The sequence below is a fragment of the Nonomuraea roseola genome (genome assembly GCF_039535395.1).
GTDB classification, from domain to species: domain Bacteria; phylum Actinomycetota; class Actinomycetes; order Streptosporangiales; family Streptosporangiaceae; genus Nonomuraea; species Nonomuraea roseola.
Genome location: NZ_BAAAXC010000015.1, coordinates 3,534,707 through 3,551,375 on the forward strand (window position 1 = coordinate 3,534,707; position 16,669 = coordinate 3,551,375).

Here is a 16,669-nt window from a genome sequence, read left to right on the forward strand (position 1 = left end):
ACCCTGCCGCGAAGGTCACACGACGGCTCCCGAGCCCTCGCGCGTGCGGGGATCGCGCCGCTTGGCCGGCTCGGGCGGCGGCTGCTTGCTGTGCCTCTCGAGCTCGATCGCCAGCGGACCCGCCACGAACGACGAGGTCAGCGTGCCCACGACGATGCCGATGAGCAGCGCGATCGCGAAGTCACGCAGCGAGTCGCCGCCGAAGACCGCCAGCGCTGCCAGGATGAACAGCGCGCCGAGGCCGGTGTTGACGGTGCGCGGTACGGTCTGCAGGATCGCCTGGTTGACGATCCGGGGGAAGGGCGTCTTCCTGTTCGCCACCCACAGCTCGCGCACCCTGTCGAAGACCACGACCTTGTCGTTCACCGAGTAACCGATGATCGTCAGCATCGCCGCGAGGAAGACGCCGTCGATCGGCTTGCCGAGCCACGCGAAGGCGCCGACGACCGCCGCCGTGTCCACGAACAGGGCCAGCACCGCGGCGGCGCCGAAGGTCCACCTGAACCTGACGGCCAGGTAGAGCAGCTGGGCCGCGAGCGCCACGCCCAGCGCGATCAGCGCGTTGCGTCGCAGCTCCTCGCCGAGCGAAGGGCCGATGAGCTCGTCGCGCACCTTGTTCACCCCGTCGCCGAGCGACTGCTGGATGCGGACCACGTCGTCGGCGCTGATCTGTCCCGTGCGGACCGAGATGCCCTCGTCCGAACTCTGCACCACGGCCGAGGGGAAACCGGCGGTCGCGACCGCCTGCCTGGCGGTGTCGGCGCTCATCGGCGTCGCCGTCGTGAACTCCACGAGGCGCCCTCCGGTGAACTCCACACCGAAGTTCAGCCCGCGCGAGAGCAGGCCGCCGACCGCGACCACGACGATCACCGCCCCGACCGCCAGCCAGCGCCGCGCGTGGCGCATCACGAAGGGGTTCTTCGCTGTCAGCCAGGTGCGCACCCTGCCGATGGAGCCGAGACCCGAGAGGCGAGGCGGCACCCTGCCGATGATCCACTGGGTGAGCGCCCTGGTGATGAGCATGGCCGAGACGAGCGAGGCGAGCACGCCGATGGACAGCGTCACGCCGAAGCCCTTCACGGGGCCGGAGGCCAGCCAGAACAGCAGCCCCGCGGCGAGCAGCGTGGTGATGTTGGAGTCGGCGATGGCGCTCCACGCGTTCTTGAAGCCTCTGTCGAGCGCCGCCTTCAGGCCCTTCTGCGGCGAGGCGCCGTACTCCTCCCTCGCCCTTTCGAAGACCAGCACATTGGCGTCCACGGCCATGCCGATGGCCAGCACGAATCCGGCCAGGCCCGGCAGGGTGAGGGTGGCGCCGAGGGCGACCAATGCGGCGTAGGAGATGAGGCCGTAGGAGGCCAGAGCGATGGCGGCGAGCAGGCCAACCACCCGGTAGACCAGGATGATGAAGGCGCCCGTCAGCAGGACGCCGACCACGCCGGCCTTGGCGCTGGCCGCGATGGCGTCGGCGCCGAGCGTCGGGCCGACCGTCCGCTGCTCGACGATCTCCAGCGGCACGGGGAGCGAGCCGCCCTTGATCAGGACCGCGAGATTCTGCGCCTCCTCGGGGGTGAACGAGCCGGTGATCTCCGTGGAACCGCCGGGCATGCCGGTACGGCACGGCGTCCCCTCGTTCACCTGCGGCGAAGAGATGATCTTGTTGTCGAGCACGATCGCGACCCTGCGCTTGGGGTCGCCCACGGGCTCACAGGCCGCCGCGCCCGTCAGCTTCTGCCAGGCGGCGGACTCTCGGAAGTCCACGGTGACGAACCACGAGACGCCGCGCTGCGGATCGGTGCGGGCGGCCGCGTCGGTCACGCCGTCGCCACTGATCACCGCGGGGCCGAGACGGAGCGGCTGACCGCTCTCGTCGGGCAGCCCCTTGGGGTCGTCGGCGCCGAGGACGGCGTGGAAGGAGAGCTGGGCGGTCCTGCCGATCACGTCGGCGGCCTTGCGCGGGTCGAGCACGCCAGGCAGTTCGACGATGATCCGCTTCTCGCCGGAGCGGACCAGGGTCGGGTCGACGACGCCCAGCGCGTCCGTCCTGCGCTGGAGCACCTCCAGCGTTCTGTCGGTGGCCGCGGCGTCGGCCTTCACGGTGGGCGAGTCCTTCGTCTCGAAGACGAGCTGGGTGCCGCCGCGCAGGTCGAGGCCGAGGCGCGGCGACATGGTCAGGGCTAGGTACAAGGAAGTCGCGATGACGGCAAGCGCCGCCACCGCACGCCACACGGGCGCACGGGACATGGGTCCTCCACAGGGCTCTTACAGGGATGTGGTGAGAGCGGTGGAGGTGGGAGGCGCGCGGGCGGGGGCCCTTCTGTGGTGCTCGCCGCCCTGCGCGCGGCGGAGGGCGTCGGGGGCGGCCGACAGGCGGGCGCGCGTGCCGTACGAGAGCCTGGCGGTGAGGACGGCGACGCCGCCCGTGGCCGCGTGCACGCCCTTGCCCGCGTGGGCCTGGGGCCTGGAGGGGTCGGGCAGGATCTGGTGGTGATCGGCGGCCCTGAACGTCTTGGCGTGGACGGCGGGCGCACCGGAGGCGGGCGGAGTCGTCCCGCCGGCCAGGAAGAGCGTGGACAGCAGGAGCAGCAGCGCAGCAGGCAACCTGGTCCGCACGCGTTCACCATACGCCTGATCGGGTAGCTGGGGCGTCATGCGGCTCACGTACACAAGCGACCTTTGGTACAAGAACGCGGTCATCTACTGTCTTGACGTCGAGACCTACAAGGACGGCAACGGCGACGGGGTGGGCGACTTCCGCGGCCTCACCCAGCAGATCGACTATCTGCACAGCCTGGGCATCACCTGCCTGTGGCTCATGCCCTTCTTCCCGACGCCCAACAAGGACGACGGCTACGACATCACCGACTTCTACAGCATCGACCCGCGCCTCGGCACGCTCGGTGACTTCGTGGAGTTCATGCGCACCGCGAAGGACCGGGGCATCAGGGTGATCGCCGACCTGGTGGTCAACCACACCTCCGACCAGCACCCCTGGTTCAAGGAGTCGCGCTCGAGCAAGGATTCGCCGCTCCGCGACTGGTACGTGTGGAGCGACAAGCCCGAACCCGACGACCCCAGCCAGATCGTCTTCCCCGACAAGGAGAACTCGATCTGGCAGCTCGACAAGAAGACGGGCCAGTACTACCTCCACAGCTTCTACCGGCACCAGCCCGACCTCAACGTCGCCAACCCCGAGGTCCGCGACGAGATCGCCCGGGTGCTGGGCTTCTGGATGGAGCTGGGCCTCTCGGGGTTCAGGGTGGACGCGGTGCCGTTCCTCATCGAGAACGTCGGCGACAAGCTGCCGGACCCGCACGCCTTCCTGGCCGATCTGCGCGCCTTCATGAGCAGGCGCGAGGGAGGGGCGGTTCTGCTGGGCGAGGTCAACATGCCCTACAAGGACCTCGTCAGCTACTTCGGCGACGGCAACGGCGACCAGCTCACGATGTGCTTCGACTTCATCGGCATGCAGCGCGCCTGGCTGGCCTTCGCCAGGAGCGAGGCGGGGCCGATCAGCCAGACACTGGGCGACAGGCCGAAGCCGCCCAAGGACTGCCAGTGGGCGACCTTCCTGCGCAACCATGACGAGCTGACCCTCGACAAGCTCACCGACGAGGAGCGGCAGGAGGTGTTCGACGCCTTCGGCCCCGACAAGGACATGCAGATCTACGGCAGGGGCCTGCGCCGCAGGCTGCCAGCGATGTTCGGCGGCGACCTGCGCAGGATCAAGATGGCCTACAGCCTGCTGTTCTCCATGCCGGGCACCCCGGTGATCTTCTACGGCGAGGAGATCGGGATGGGGGACAACCTCGACGAGGAAGGCAGGATGGCCGTCAGGACCCCGATGCAGTGGTCGCAGAGCGGCGGTTTCAGCGACGCTCCACCGGTGCGCGGGATCCCCGGCGGCTCGTTCGCACCCGAGCGGGTGAACGTGGCCGACCAGAAGCGGGACCCCGACTCGCTGCTGCGCTGGTTCCAGCTGCTGATCGAGCGCTACCGGGAGTGTCCTGAGCTGGCGTGGGGCGACAACACGGTGCTGGAGACCGGCCACCCCTCGGTCTTCGCGCACCGCTGCGACGCCGACGGCGCGACCGTGGTGGCCGTCCACAACCTGTCCGACATCGCGGCGGAGATCGACCTGGCGCTGGAGGGGCTGGACGGCTGCGTGCTCACCGACCTGCTCGCCGACGAGACGATGGAGGTCGCCGACGGCACCGTGCGGCTGCCGATGTCGCCCCACGGCTGCCGCTGGCTGCGTGCGGCCCCGCGCGGGGACATGCCTCCTGAGGACGCCTCGATCATCGCTCACTAGCGGGGTAGGCCAGCATGGCCAGCTCGGCCACCCTTTCCAGCTCCTCGCGGGTGGCGCCGTCGCGGGCCTGGGTGGACATGCCCTGGATCACCGAGGCGTAGAAGGTGGCCAGGGCGGGCGCGTCGGGGTGGTCGATCCTGGCCTCCAACGCCGCCTTGGCCGCCTCCCTGAACCCGCGTAGCCACTCCTCCACCTCGGCGGACTCGGGCCCGCAGTTCACGGCCCCCGAGACGATCAGGCAGCCGGGCGGGTGCGCGGGGTCGGTGTACTCCGCCGCCGTCTCCATCAACAGCCGCCGGATCGCCTCGCGCCCTGTGGTCTCTTCGGCGAGCGCCCGCGTGCTGAACGCGCCGTGCGTCTCCCGGTATCGCAGGACGGCCTCCTGGAAGAGCGCGCGCTTGTCGCCGAAGGCGGCGTACAGGCTGGGCGGGCGGATGCCCATCGCCTGCGTGAGGCTCGCCACCGAGGTCGCCTCGTAGCCGTGCCGCCAGAACTCCTGCACCGCGCTCTCCAGCGCCTGGTCCCTGTCGAAGGACCGCTGTCTCGCCATGGGTTCATTCTATAGCGATCGCTATGCTATGTTCTGTATCGATCGCTAAAGAAAGGTGTTCGAGATGAGAACTGCCCTGGTGACAGGTGCGAGCAGGGGGATCGGAAGAGCCGCCGCCGTACGGCTGGCGCGTGACGGATTCCACGTGGTCGTGAACTACGCCGAGGACGAGGTGGCGGCCTCGGAAGTGGTGTCGTCGATCGAGCGGGAGGGCGGCAGCGCGGTCGCCGTACGGGCGGCCCTCGGCACGCCCGGAGCCGTCACCGCGCTCGCCTCCGGACTGACCTCCCTCGACGTGCTGGTCAACAACGCGGGGGTGGGGCTGCCGAAGCCGCTGTCGGAGGTGACGCCCGAGGAGTACGACCGGGTGTTCGGGGTGAACGTGCGGGAGCTGTTCTTCCTCACCCAGCGGCTGCTCCCCCTGATCCCCTCAGGGGGCCGGATCATCAACGTGACCTCGGGGGTGACCAGGATCTCCTACCCCGAGGGCATCGCCTACGCGATGACGAAGGGCGCCGTCCAGACCTTCACGCTCGCCCTGGCCAAGGAGCTCGGGCCGCGCGGCATCACGGTCAACAACGTCGCTCCCGGCATCATCGACACCGACGCCAACGCCTCATGGCTCGACGAGGGCGGCAGGGCCTACGCCGCCTCACGCCACGCGGTGAACAGGGTGGGAGAGCCGCACGAGATCGCCGACGCGATCGGCTTCCTGGCCTCTCCGCAGGCCTCGTTCATCACCGGCACCACCATCGACGCGACCGGCGGAGGCAACCTGTGAACCTCGTCCTCGTCCACGGCACCGGCGGCGACCCCGCCACCAACTACGGGCACCTGGTGGACGGCTTCGCCGACGTCCGTCACGTGATCACGCCCGACTACTCGCAGCTCACCGGCGAACTCAGCGTGGACCAGCTCGCCTCCCACGTGACCGCCGACCTGCCTGACGAGCCGTACGACCTCGTCGGCTTCTCGCTGGGCGCGGTCGTGGCGGCGGCGATCGCGGCAGGCGACCCCGCCAGGGTGCGCAGGCTTGTGCTCATCGCGGGATGGGTCGACAACTCCGACTTCCGGCTGCACCTGGGCTTCTCCACCTGGGCACGGCTCGCGGCCACCGACCCCACGTCCTTCGCGGCCTTCGGGCCTCTGGTGGCCTTCAGCCCGGCGTTCGTCAGCGCGATGGGGGAGGACGCGACGAAGGGCACCCCGCCTCCAGGGACGGTGTCGCAGATCGAGCTGGACGCGCGGGTGGACATCCGCGACCGCCTCCCGCTGATCACCGCGCCGACGCTGGTCGTGGGGTGCTCGCAGGACCATCTGGTGCCCGTGTCGAACGCCAGGGCGCTGCACGAGGGGATCGCGGGCAGCTCGTACGCCGAGCTGGACAGCGGTCACGTCGTCCTCCTCGAGCGCCCCGCCGAGATCACCACCCTGATCCGCGACTTCATCCTCTCCTGACCCCACCTTCGACGAAGCCCCCGGGACCTCAACCCGTGACCGCCCGCCTCGCTGGGGATCGCGGCCGTCGCGGTGCGTCCCGCCGTCCCCCAAGGAGCCTCAGCCCGTGACCGCCCGCTCGTGCGGTGCAGGTGGGTGTGGGGTGAGGTTCTCCGGGGGCTAGGGGTGGGGGTCAGAGGTAGGACGGGCCCGTGACGCGGGCCCGGAAGGTCCACCAGACCCACGCCTGCGCCGCCACCAGGAACGGGATCAGCGCCAGCGTCACCGGCACCAGGAGCGACAGCGTGGTGGCGTCGGCGGCCGAGGCGGCGAGGTCCAGTTCGGCGCCCGCCAGCACCCCGAGCCCCGTCAGGGCCGCCGCCGTCAGCGCGTACGTGCGGCCCTCGCCGGACCCGCCGGTCAGCCGTACGGCCCGCTCCCGCAGCTCTCCCGTCAGCCGCAGCCCCGCGAACGCCAGCCCGTGCATGGCGAACAGCAGCGCCACCATCACCGCCGCCACGATGGGCACCGGCAGGATCTGGGTGAAGATCACACCCCAGGCCAGCGCCAGCGTCCACGAACCGCCGACGACGGCCCCGTCCCAGAAGGCCTGCCAGCGCGCCCCCGGCACCCTGCCGCGCAGCCACAGCCCCATGTCACGGATGACCCAGCCGACCAGCAGCGCCACCACCGCCAGGTAGTTGCCGCTCAGCAACTCGCCCTCCAGCAGGGGGAACAGCCCCGCCAGCACCCCTGCCGCGGCGACCAGCCACACCTCGTTGCCTAGGAAGAAGGGGGCGATGGCGGCGATGACCGTCCTGCGCTCGGCCGCGGTCCTCCCGAGGTACGGCAGCAGCATGCCCACCCCGATGTCGGCCCCCGCGAGGATCAGGTATCCGAGCGCGAAGAAGCCCAGGATGAAGATCTCCACGATGTCTCCTCAGAAGGTCAGGGCGGGGGCGGGGGTCTCGGCGGGGCGGCTGCCCAGGGCCACGGCGTCGGGCCCGCGCCTGGCGTGCCTGGCCAGCAGCCAGTAGTTGACGACGATGAGCAGGCCGAAGACGGCGCTGAAGGCGATCAGCGAGACGCGCATCTCCAGCGGGGTGACGTGCGACATCGCGTCCTGCGTGGTCAGCAGGCCGTACACGACCCAGGGCTGGCGGCCGACCTCGCGGAAGACCCAGCCCGCCAGCATGGTGACAAACGGGACGGGGATCATCGCGGTCAGCAGCCAGTGCCAGATCCGCAGCCCGCGCACGGCGGGCCTGAACAGCATGAGCAGGAAGCTGACAGCGGAGAAGACGAGCATGACCACGAACAGCAGCATCATCACGACGCCCGCGGTCCGCACCAGCTCGACGGGCGGCAGGTAGTCGCCGGGGCCGAAGCGCGCGACCATGTCGGCCTGCACCTGGGCGAGCTCCTGCGCGCTGCCCGACCAGGCCGCCGTCTTGGTCGGCTGCATCGTGGCGAAGCCGAGGCCGCCGAAGACCCCGGCGACCAGCGTGGCGGGCAGCGCGAGGGCGAGGCCGATCCGCAGCGACTTGCGGAAGAACTCCTGCTCTCGGGTGCGCCTGCGCAGGTGGTAGGCGCTCACCCCCGCCATGAAGAAGCCGCCGACGACCATGGCGCCGCTCAGGACGTGGCCGAAGGCGACCAGCGAGGCGGGGTTGGCCGTCAGCGCGCCGAAGTCGTTCAGCTGGAGCACGCCGTTCACGACCTCGTGGCCGACGGGGTTCTGCAGGAAGCCGTTGGCGATCAGGATCCAGAAGGCGCTGGCGTATGCGGTCAGCGTGACGATCCAGATCAGCGCGAGGTGCGCCCACCGGTTCAGCCGGTCCCAGCCGAAGATCCACAGGCCGAGGAAGGTCGACTCGATGAAGAAGGCCACCAGCGTCTCGATCGCCAGGGCGGCGCCGAAGACGTTGCCCGCGAAGTGGGTCAGGCCGCTCCACGACATGCCGAACTGGAACTCCATCACCAGCCCCGTCACGATGCCCATGGCGTAGTTGATGATGTAGAGCTGGCCCCAGAACCTCGTCATCCGCAGGTGGATCGGGCTGCGGGTCAGTGTCGCCCTGGTCTGCAGGACCGCGACCAGGGTGGCGAGGCCGAGCGTCAGCGCGACGAAGAGGAAGTGCGCCCCCGCGGTCAGCGCGAACTGCAGGCGGGCCAGGTCTACCGTTTCCATACCTCAGACGATCCGGGTACGGCATGCCCCGCCGCGTCAGCCCACGGTTGTGCGGGCCGTACACCCTAGGGTGTAAGCCATCCGGGGGTGATGACGCCCGCCTCGTAGGCGAGCACGACCAGCTGCGCCCTGTCGCGCACGTCGAGCTTGGTCATGATGCGGCTGACGTGCGTCTTCGCGGTCGCGGGGCTGAGCACGAGCCTGGCCGCGATCTCGTCGTTCGACAGGCCCTGCGCGACCAGCTCCATGACCTCCCTCTCGCGCTCGGTCAGGGCGTTCATCCGGGGCCCTGGCGTGGGCCGCTTCACCCTGCCGGCGAACTCGGCGATCAGGCGGCGGGTGATGGAGGGCGCGATGAGCGCGTCGCCGCGCGCCACGACCCTGACGGCGTGGATGAGCTCGGCGGGCTCGGTGTCCTTGACCAGGAAGCCGCTCGCTCCCGCCTTGAGCGCGCCGTAGACGTAGTCGTCGAGGTCGAAGGTGGTCAGGATGACGACCCTCGTGCCGGTCAGCCGGGGGTCGGCGGCGATCTGGCGGCTGGCCTCCAGCCCGTCGAGCTCGGGCATCCTGATGTCCATCAGCACCACGTCGGGGCGCAGCTCGCGGGCCTTGGAGACGGCCTCACGGCCGTTGGCGGCCTCGCCGACCACGTCGAGGTCGTCCTCGTCGGACAGGATGGACCGGAACCCCGCCCGCACCAGAGTCTGGTCGTCGGCCAGCAGGACGCGGATCACAGCGGCAGCTCGGCGACGACACGGTAGCCGCCCTCGGGACGGGGGCCCGCCACGAGGGTGCCGCCCAGCGCGGCGGCCCGTTCCTTCATTCCCTGCACGCCGTACCCGCTTCCTCCCGCGAAGACGACGGAGGGGCCGTCGTCTTCAACCGTGATGACCATCTTTCCGGATATTTCGGCGACTGACAGCCGCGCCCTGCCCGCCGAGGAGTGGCGGGAGACGTTCGTCAGCGCCTCCTGGATGATCCTGGCCGCCGCGAGATCGACCTCGACGGGCGGCGGTTCCCCGACGCTGATGTCGCTGTCGACGGCGAGGCCGCTCCTGCGCACCACCTCGTCGAGCTGCCCGAGGCTCGCGGTGGGGCTGGTCGGGGCGCCTTCGTCCACCTGGCGCAGCACGCCCAGCGTGGCGCGCAGCTCCCGCAGCGTCTCCTTGCTGGTCTCCTTGATCGCCTGGAGCGCGGTCTCGGCATCCTCCGGACGCTTCCTGATGCCGTGCAGCGCGGCCCCCGCCTGCACGTTGATCATGGAGATGTTGTGGCCGAGCACGTCGTGCAGCTCGCGGGCGATGCGCAGCCGCTCCTCGGTCGCCCTGCGCTTGGCCTCCTCCTCCTTGGAGTGCTCGGCCTCGGCGGCCCGCCGTTCGACCTCCCGCAGGTAGGCGCGCCTGTTGCGGGTGACGCCTCCCGCCGCGACGGCGGCCGCCAGCCAGCCCGCGATCATGAGGAACAGGCCGTCGTCGACGTGCCTGACGCCGCCGGTCTCGCCCACCCCCATGCCCAGGAGCAGCGCCGCGGCCACCGTGCCGGCCGCCACGAGGTGGCCGAGGTCGGCGGCGGTGTAGAGGGCGAGCAGGGCGCCCAGCATCATGGGGCCGTCGTAGCCGGCGAAGGGGTAGTAGGCCGCGCAGGCGATCACCACGACCAGCAGCACGGCGATCGGATGCCTGCGCCGCAGGAACAGCGCCCCGCAGATGACCAGCGGCAGGACGACGTCGAGTGCGTTGGGGCTCGCCTGCGGCCTCATCAGGACGGCCATGACACAGCCCGCCACCATGACCGCCACGACGCCGATCGTCACCTTCACAGGTCCATTCTGTCGCGGCTCCTGTAGACGATGTACGGCCTGAACAGATAACCGATCGGGGCGGAGAAGGCGTGCACCAGGCGGGTGAAGGGGAACAGCGCGAACAGCAGCATCCCGATCAGCGCGTGGAGCTTGAAGGGCCAGCTCGCCAGCGACATCGCCGCCGCGTCGGGCTGCAGCGCGAAGACGCCGCGGAACCAGGGCGAGACCGTCTGCCGGTAGTCATGGCCGTGCTCGAACTGGCTGGCGACGGTCGTGAACAGCCCGGCGACGATCGCGGCCACCAGCACGACGTACATCGTCTTGTCGTTCTTCGTCGTGGACAGGAAGACGGGGCCCGTCCGCCTGCGGCGGTAGATCAGCAGGGCGATGCCCGCCAGCGTGCAGAAGCCCGCGATGGCCCCCACCACCAGCGCGTTGAGGTGGTAGAGCCGGTCGGAGATCCCCACCGCCTCGGTCCAGCTCTCGGGGATCAGCAGGCCGACCACGTGACCGAGGATGACGAAGAGCAGCCCGAAGTGGAACAGGGGGCTGCCGACGCGCAGCAGCCTGCTCTCGTAGAGCTGTGAGGAGCGCGTGGTCCAGCCGAACCTGTCGTAGCGGTAGCGCCAGATCAGCCCGCCGACCAGGAGCAGCAGCGTCAGGTACGGCCCGACGATCCAGACTGCCGTCTCGCCCCAGCTCATCGGTAGTCCCCCACCGACTCGGCGGGCGGCCCCGCGGCGGCGAGCCGTTCGGCGGCCCGCAGGTCACCGGCGCTCGCGGGGGGCAGAGTGGCGCACACCTTCGAGACCACCGACTCGTACGGCGAGCCCTCCTCGGCCAGCGCCGCGCGCAGCAGCTCGAGCCCCGCCCTGTGCTCCTTCAGCACCTGCTCGCCCGAGGGATCGAGCACGGCGAACTCCAGCACCACCGGCAGGAAGTCGGGCAGCTCGTCGTCGCACAGCTCCCAGCCGGCCGCCCTGTAGCGCGCCTTCAGCCGCGCCAGCGACACGCCGCGCCGCCGGGTGTCGCCGTCGGCGTAGTAGGTCAGGTAGAGGCAGCACCTGCGCTTGAGGTCGAAGACCTCGACGTAGTGCGCGGCCAGCTCGCCGTGGTCCATGCGGGCCACCCGGTCGAGGAAGGCGGGGAAGTGCGGCTGGGCGGCCTCGCGGATGAGCGGGAGCCTGGCCCAGAAGCGCTCGTCGGGGTAGGCGAGCAGGTGCGCGGCGGCCTGCCGTACGACGGGATGGTTCATAGTTTCTCCGGAGGTGTGCCCTTGCCGTCCCAGTTGAGGAGCTGAGGGCGGTCGTGGCTGATCTCCTCGCTGGTCTGGCGCTGTTTGAGACCGTGGAAGCTCTCGATCGAGACGGGCACGGGACCGCCCGACGCCTCCCCGAAGGGGCCCTGGGCGCCCGGTCCGCCGTCGTAGTCGAGGCTGCAGCCGATCTCGTCGACCGAGCCGGGCGTCACGCCCGCCGCGGTGGGGATGACGTAGCGCTCCTCGTACTTGGCCAGCGCGAGCAGCCGGTACATCGCGCGCAGCTCCTCGTCGGAAATGCCGACCTCGGGTGGCCGCGTGCCGAGGTTGACCGCGCGCATGTACGAGCGCATCGCGGCCAGGCGGCGCAGCGAGGCCGTCACCGGGGCGGGGTCGCCCGCCGTGAAGAGCTCGGCGAGGTAGCCGACGGGGATGCGCAGCGACTCGATGGCGGCGAACAGGTTGTCGGCGTCCTCGCCGTCGTGGCCCGAGGTGGCCAGCGCGTCCACGACGGGGGAGAGCGGCGGGACGTACCAGACCATCGGCAGCGTCCGGTACTCGGGATGCAGGGGGAGCGCCAGGCGGTACTTCACGATCAGGTCGCGGACCGGCGACCTGCGGGCCGCCTCGATCCAGTCTGCAGGCAGGCCGGACCCGGCGACGGCCGGGTCGTCGGGGTCGACGAAGAGCGACAGCTGCGCCTCGTAGAGATCCTTGTCGTCGGGGGTGGCGGCCACCTCCGACACACGGTCGGCGTCGTAGAGCATCACCCCGAGGTAGCGCAGCCGTCCGACGCACGTCTCCGAGCAGACGGTCGGCAGGCCCACCTCCACGCGCGGATAGCAGAACGTGCACTTCTCGGCCTTGCCGGTCTTGTGGTTGAAGTAGACCTTCTTGTACGGGCAGCCGGTCACGCACATCCGCCAGCCCCTGCACCTGTCCTGGTCGACCAGGACGATCCCGTCCTCGCTGCGCTTGTACATCGCGCCGGAGGGGCACGAGGCGACGCAGGACGGGTTGAGGCAGTGCTCGCAGATGCGCGGCAGGTAGAACATGAAGGCGTTCTCGAAGTCGAGCTTCACCTGGTCCTGGATCCTGCCGAGCAGGGGGTCGGGCGACGGGTCTCCGCCCAGGTTGTCGTCCCAGTTGGCGCTCCAGCGCACGGTGGTCGGCTCACCCGTGATCAGCGAGCGGGGCCTGGCCACGGGGACGTCGTCCGACAGCGGAGCCCTGGTCAGGTTCTCGTAGTCGTAGGTCCACGGCTCGTAGTAGTCGTCGATCGAGGGCATGAGCGGGTTGGCGAAGATGCCGAGCAGCTTGCGGAGCCTGCCGCCCGCGCGCAGCTTCAGCCGTCCCTTGGCGTCGACCTGCCAGCCGCCGCGCCAGCGCTCCTGGTCCTCGTAGCGCCGGGGATAGCCCTGTCCTGGGCGGGTCTCGACGTTGTTGAACCAGACGTACTCGACGCCCGGCCTGTTGGTCCAGGTCTGCTTGCAGGTGACCGAGCAGGTGTGGCAGCCGATGCACTTGTCCAGATTCATGACCATGGCGATCTGCGCCATCACCCGCGGGCTCATCAGTACTCGACCTCCTGCGATCGGCGGCGGATCACGGTGATCTCGTCGCGCTGGTTGCCCGTGGGGCCGAGGTAGTTGAAGCCGTAGGACAGCTGCGCGTAGCCGCCGATCATGTGGGTCGGTTTGATCAGCACCCTGGTCAGCGAGTTGTGGATGCCGCCCCTGCGCCCCGTCGCCTCGGACTTCGGCACGTCGATGACCCGCTCCTGCGCGTGGTACATGTACACGGTTCCGTCGGGCATCCGGTGGGAGACGACGGCCCTGGCCACCACCACGCCGTTGCGGTTGACGGCCTCGATCCAGTCGTTGTCGGCCACCCCGATCCGCTCCGCGTCCCGCACCGACATCCAGATCGTCGGCCCTCCGCGCGACAGCGTGAGCATGATCAGGTTGTCCTGGTACTCCGAGTGGATCGACCACTTGGAGTGCGGCGTCAGGTAGCGCACGACGAGCTGACCGGCGCCGTCCTCGCCGAACAACGCCGCCATGTCGAGTGGCGGACGGTAGACGGGCAGGGCCTCGCCGTACTCGTGCATCCAGTCGTGATCGAGGAAGAAGTGCATCCGCCCGGTCAGCGTGTGCCACGGCTTGTCGTGCTCCACGTTGATGGTGAAGGGGGAGTAGCGCCTGTCGTGCGACTCCTTGCCCGACCATTCGGGGCTGGCCGCGACGTGCTGCGGCCTGGCCTGGGTGTCGGAGAACTCGATCCGGTGACCCTCGTGCGCCAGGCCGCCGAGGTCGGTACCCGTCCGCTCGGCCAGCTGCGCGAACCCCTGGACGGCCAGCCGTCCGTTCGAGGTGCCCGACAGGGCCAGGATGGCCTCGCACGCCTTGGCGTCGGTGTCGAGCAGCGGCCTGCCCTTGCCGGGGCCGTGGGCGGCCAGCCCGTTGCGCTGCCCGAGCCAGGCGACCTCGTGGTCGGGATGGAAGGTCACGCCCTTCACCGGAAGGCCGAGCCGTTCGGTCAGCGGCCCGAGCGCGGCCAGCTTCGCCGCGACCGCCCCGTAGTCGCGCTCGACCACCACCAGCTTCGGCGCCACCTCCGCGGGCGCGCGCCCGCCGGGCTGGGCGGTCTCCCCAGGCGTGTCGTGCTGGTACGGCACCGCCACCACGTCCCTGCGCGTCCCGAGATGGTCGCGGGCCAGCCCGCTGAAGGCCCTGGCGATCGCGTGGAAGGCCGAGAAGTCGGTCTTCGTCTCCCACGGCGGGCTGATCGCGGGGTTGAAGGCGTGCACGAAGGGGTGCATGTCCGTGGAGGACAGGTCGTGCTTCTCGTACCAGGTCGCCGCGGGCAGCACGATGTCGGAGAACAACGTCGTGGAGGTCATCCTGAAGTCGAGCGTGACCAGCAGGTCGAGCTTGCCGCGCGGGGCCTGCCCGTCGGGCTCGGGCAGGTTGGAGTCGGCGCCGAGCAGGTGGTGCAGGAAGTACTCGTTGCCCTTGGCCGACGAGCCGAGCAGGTTGGAACGCCAGATCGTCACCACCCGCGGCCAGTTGCGCGGGTCGTCGGGCTGCTCGGCCGCGTAGCGCAGCCTGCCCGAGCGCAGCTCCTCCAGCGTGAACGCCACGGGGTCGGCGGCCTCGCCCAGCTCCAGGGGGTTGCGGTCGAAGGTCGGCGCCATCGGCATCCAGCCGTTGCGCACCGCCTGCGCCACGAGGTCGGCCGTGCGCAGCCCCGCGAACCTGCCGGTCCTGAGCGGCGAGCACAACTCGTCCGCGTCGAACCTGTCGTAACGCCACTGGTCGGTGTGCAGGTACCAGAACGGCGTGGCAGGCGTCTGCCTCGCCGGCCTCGACCAGTCGAGCGCCCCCGCCAGCTGCGCCCACCCCGTCTGCGTGCGGCACTTCTCCTGCCCGACGTAGTGCGCCCAGCCGCCGCCGTTGACGCCCTGGCAGCCGGTCAGCAGCAGCAGCGTCAGGAACGAGCGGTAGATCGTGTCGCCGTGGAACCACTGCGTGGTGCCCGCGCCCAGCACGATCATGCACCGCCCGCGCGTCGCCTCGGCGGTCCTCGCCAGCTCTCTGACGATCTTCTCCGCCCTCCGCGCGGGCACCCCGGTGATCGGCTCCTGCCAGGCAGGCGTGTACGGCTCCTCCGCGTCGTCGTAGCCCTGGGGCCAGCTGCCCGGCAGCCCGGGGCGCCCGACGCCGTACTGCGCGAGCATGAGGTCGAAGACGGTCGTGACCAGGTGCCCGCCGACCCGCGTGACCGGCACGCCTCTGCGGAGCACGCCCTCCTGGTCGAAGCGCGGGAGCTGGACCTCGGCCGTCTCCCCGCCGAGAAGGGTGAGCCTGGGCAGGCTGTCCAGCCTGAGGTTCCATCGACCCTTGCCCGAGTCGGTCCAGCGGAAGCCGACCGAGCCGTTGGGCGCCACGGGCTCGCCCGCCGCGTCGAGGAAGACGGTCTTCCACTCGGCGGCCTCGTCGGTGGAGCCCAGGTCGGCGGCGGTGAGGAACTTGTCGGGCACGTGGGCGCCGTCGCGCTCGGCCAGCCGGACGAGGAAGGGCAGGTCGGTGAAGCGGCTGACGTAGTCGGTGAAGTACGGCACCTGCCGCTCGACGAAGAACTCCCTGAGCAGCACGTGGCCCATCGCCATGGCCAGCGCGCCGTCGGTGCCGGGGTTGACCGCCAGGAACTCGTCGGCGAACTTGGCCGCGTCGTTGTAGTCGGGAGCGACCACGACGACCTTCTGGCCCCTGTAGCGCGCCTCGGCCATCCAGTGGGCGTCGGGGGTGCGGGTGACAGGAACGTTCGCGCCCCACATCATCAGGTAGGCGGCGTCCCACCAGTCGGCGGACTCCGGCACGTCGGTCTGGTCGCCGAACACCTGAGGGGAGGCGACGGGCAGGTCGGCGTACCAGTCGTAGAAGGAGAGCATGGTCCCGCCGATCAGCGAGACGAACCGTGAGCCGATCGCGTGGGAGACCATCGACATGGCCGGGATGGGGGAGAACCCGGCGACGCGGTCGGGGCCGTAGGTCTTGATGGTGTGGACGTGCGCGGCGGCGATCAGCTCGGTGGCGAGGTCCCAGGTGATCCTGACCAGGCCGCCCTTGCCGCGAGCCCGCTGGTAGCGGTCGCGCTTGTCCTGGTTCGTGGTGACCTCGGCCCAGGCCGCCACCGGGTCCAGTCCCGCGGCCCTGGCCTGGCCGTACAGCTCGACGAGGACGCCTCTGGCGTACGGGTAGCGGATCCTGGTCGGGGAGTAGGTGTACCAGGAGAAGGCGGCGCCGCGCGGACAGCCGCGCGGCTCGTACTCGGGGCGGTCGGGACCCACGCTCGGGTAGTCGGTCTGCTGGGTCTCCCAGGTGATGATCCCGTCCTTGACGTAGACCTGCCAGGAGCACGAGCCCGTGCAGTTGACCCCGTGCGTCGAGCGGACGACCTTGTCGTGGCTCCACCTGTCGCGGTAGAAGGCGTCGCCCTTCCTGCCGCCCGACAGGTGGACCGTCCGCAGATCGTCGCTGGTGACCGACCTGCGGAAGAATCTGCCCGTCTTCAGTAGGAGCTCCTCCGCCTGACTCATGGACCCACTTCATCACATTGAG

14 protein-coding genes are annotated in these 16,669 nt (G+C 70.2%); 3 read left to right on the plus strand and 11 right to left on the minus strand.

Annotated elements, in window-relative coordinates:
* Positions 1 to 15 precede the first annotated feature (15 nt).
* On the minus strand, positions 16 to 2,241 hold the full coding sequence (gene secD, locus ABFX55_RS40165) for a protein translocase subunit SecD (protein ID WP_346128558.1): 2,226 nt from the start codon (positions 2,239 to 2,241) through the stop codon (positions 16 to 18).
* An 18-nt stretch (positions 2,242 to 2,259) separates the two neighbouring features.
* Positions 2,260 to 2,610 (minus strand): hypothetical protein, encoded by a 351-nt coding sequence (locus ABFX55_RS40170; RefSeq protein ID WP_346128560.1) that lies wholly within the window; start codon positions 2,608 to 2,610, stop codon positions 2,260 to 2,262.
* A gap of 37 nt (positions 2,611 to 2,647) precedes the next feature.
* Between ABFX55_RS40170 and ABFX55_RS40175 the strand changes: the two genes are divergently transcribed.
* Positions 2,648 to 4,309, plus strand: coding sequence for an alpha-amylase family protein (locus ABFX55_RS40175; RefSeq protein WP_346128562.1), 1,662 nt, complete (start codon positions 2,648 to 2,650; stop codon positions 4,307 to 4,309).
* On the opposite strand, the gene ABFX55_RS40180 is transcribed toward ABFX55_RS40175, so the two are convergent.
* Complete coding sequence (locus ABFX55_RS40180; RefSeq protein ID WP_346128564.1) at positions 4,296 to 4,859, minus strand: TetR/AcrR family transcriptional regulator; 564 nt, start codon at positions 4,857 to 4,859, stop codon at positions 4,296 to 4,298. The two genes, ABFX55_RS40175 and ABFX55_RS40180, sit on opposite strands and share 14 nt — an antisense overlap.
* A gap of 64 nt (positions 4,860 to 4,923) precedes the next feature.
* On the opposite strand from ABFX55_RS40180, the gene ABFX55_RS40185 reads away from it, so the two are divergent.
* The gene (locus ABFX55_RS40185; RefSeq protein WP_346128566.1) at positions 4,924 to 5,640 is read left to right on the plus strand and encodes an SDR family NAD(P)-dependent oxidoreductase; all 717 of its coding nucleotides are present in this window, start codon (positions 4,924 to 4,926) and stop codon (positions 5,638 to 5,640) included.
* Positions 5,637 to 6,317: an alpha/beta fold hydrolase gene (locus tag ABFX55_RS40190; RefSeq protein WP_346128567.1), complete on the plus strand. Its 681-nt coding sequence runs from the start codon at positions 5,637 to 5,639 to the stop codon at positions 6,315 to 6,317. The genes ABFX55_RS40185 and ABFX55_RS40190 overlap by 4 nt, the downstream gene beginning before the upstream one ends.
* A 172-nt stretch (positions 6,318 to 6,489) precedes the next feature.
* Here the strand turns inward: ABFX55_RS40190 and ABFX55_RS40195 are convergent, their stop codons facing one another.
* The 8 genes from ABFX55_RS40195 to ABFX55_RS40230 all read right to left on the minus strand — a co-directional run bounded on the left by ABFX55_RS40195 (position 6,490) and on the right by ABFX55_RS40230 (position 16,647).
* Complete coding sequence (locus tag ABFX55_RS40195; RefSeq protein WP_346128568.1) at positions 6,490 to 7,227, minus strand: cytochrome d ubiquinol oxidase subunit II; 738 nt, start codon at positions 7,225 to 7,227, stop codon at positions 6,490 to 6,492.
* Positions 7,228 to 7,236: 9 nt separating this feature from the next.
* Positions 7,237 to 8,487, minus strand: a complete 1,251-nt coding sequence (locus ABFX55_RS40200) for a cytochrome ubiquinol oxidase subunit I (protein ID WP_346128570.1) — start codon at positions 8,485 to 8,487, stop codon at positions 7,237 to 7,239.
* Positions 8,488 to 8,552: 65 nt separating this feature from the next.
* Positions 8,553 to 9,221 (minus strand): response regulator, encoded by a 669-nt coding sequence (locus tag ABFX55_RS40205; RefSeq protein WP_346128572.1) that lies wholly within the window; start codon positions 9,219 to 9,221, stop codon positions 8,553 to 8,555.
* Complete coding sequence (locus ABFX55_RS40210) at positions 9,218 to 10,306, minus strand: sensor histidine kinase (RefSeq protein ID WP_346128573.1); 1,089 nt, start codon at positions 10,304 to 10,306, stop codon at positions 9,218 to 9,220. Before ABFX55_RS40210 ends, ABFX55_RS40205 begins: the two co-directional genes overlap by 4 nt.
* Complete coding sequence (gene narI / locus ABFX55_RS40215; protein ID WP_346128575.1) at positions 10,303 to 10,992, minus strand: respiratory nitrate reductase subunit gamma; 690 nt, start codon at positions 10,990 to 10,992, stop codon at positions 10,303 to 10,305. The genes ABFX55_RS40210 and narI overlap by 4 nt, the downstream gene beginning before the upstream one ends.
* Positions 10,989 to 11,543, minus strand: coding sequence for a nitrate reductase molybdenum cofactor assembly chaperone (narJ, locus tag ABFX55_RS40220; RefSeq protein WP_346128576.1), 555 nt, complete (start codon positions 11,541 to 11,543; stop codon positions 10,989 to 10,991). Before narJ ends, narI begins: the two co-directional genes overlap by 4 nt.
* Positions 11,540 to 13,120 (minus strand): nitrate reductase subunit beta, encoded by a 1,581-nt coding sequence (gene narH / locus ABFX55_RS40225; protein WP_346128578.1) that lies wholly within the window; start codon positions 13,118 to 13,120, stop codon positions 11,540 to 11,542. Before narH ends, narJ begins: the two co-directional genes overlap by 4 nt.
* Positions 13,120 to 16,647 (minus strand): nitrate reductase subunit alpha, encoded by a 3,528-nt coding sequence (locus ABFX55_RS40230; RefSeq protein WP_346128580.1) that lies wholly within the window; start codon positions 16,645 to 16,647, stop codon positions 13,120 to 13,122. The genes narH and ABFX55_RS40230 overlap by 1 nt, the downstream gene beginning before the upstream one ends.
* Positions 16,648 to 16,669 lie beyond the last annotated feature (22 nt).

Excerpts from the sequence above, each read along its gene's own strand:
- secD (WP_346128558.1), bottom strand. The coding sequence starts at position 2,241 with ATGTCCCGTGCGCCCGTGTGGCGTGCGGTGGCGGCGCTTGCCGTCATC.
- ABFX55_RS40175 (WP_346128562.1), top strand. The coding sequence starts at position 2,648 with ATGCGGCTCACGTACACAAGCGACCTTTGGTACAAGAACGCGGTCATC.
- ABFX55_RS40180 (WP_346128564.1), bottom strand. The coding sequence starts at position 4,859 with ATGGCGAGACAGCGGTCCTTCGACAGGGACCAGGCGCTGGAGAGCGCG.
- ABFX55_RS40185 (WP_346128566.1), top strand. The coding sequence starts at position 4,924 with ATGAGAACTGCCCTGGTGACAGGTGCGAGCAGGGGGATCGGAAGAGCC.
- ABFX55_RS40200 (WP_346128570.1), bottom strand. The coding sequence starts at position 8,487 with ATGGAAACGGTAGACCTGGCCCGCCTGCAGTTCGCGCTGACCGCGGGG.
- narI (WP_346128575.1), bottom strand. The coding sequence starts at position 10,992 with ATGAGCTGGGGCGAGACGGCAGTCTGGATCGTCGGGCCGTACCTGACG.
- narJ (WP_346128576.1), bottom strand. The coding sequence starts at position 11,543 with ATGAACCATCCCGTCGTACGGCAGGCCGCCGCGCACCTGCTCGCCTAC.
- narH (WP_346128578.1), bottom strand. The coding sequence starts at position 13,120 with ATGAGCCCGCGGGTGATGGCGCAGATCGCCATGGTCATGAATCTGGAC.
- ABFX55_RS40230 (WP_346128580.1), bottom strand. The coding sequence starts at position 16,647 with ATGAGTCAGGCGGAGGAGCTCCTACTGAAGACGGGCAGATTCTTCCGC.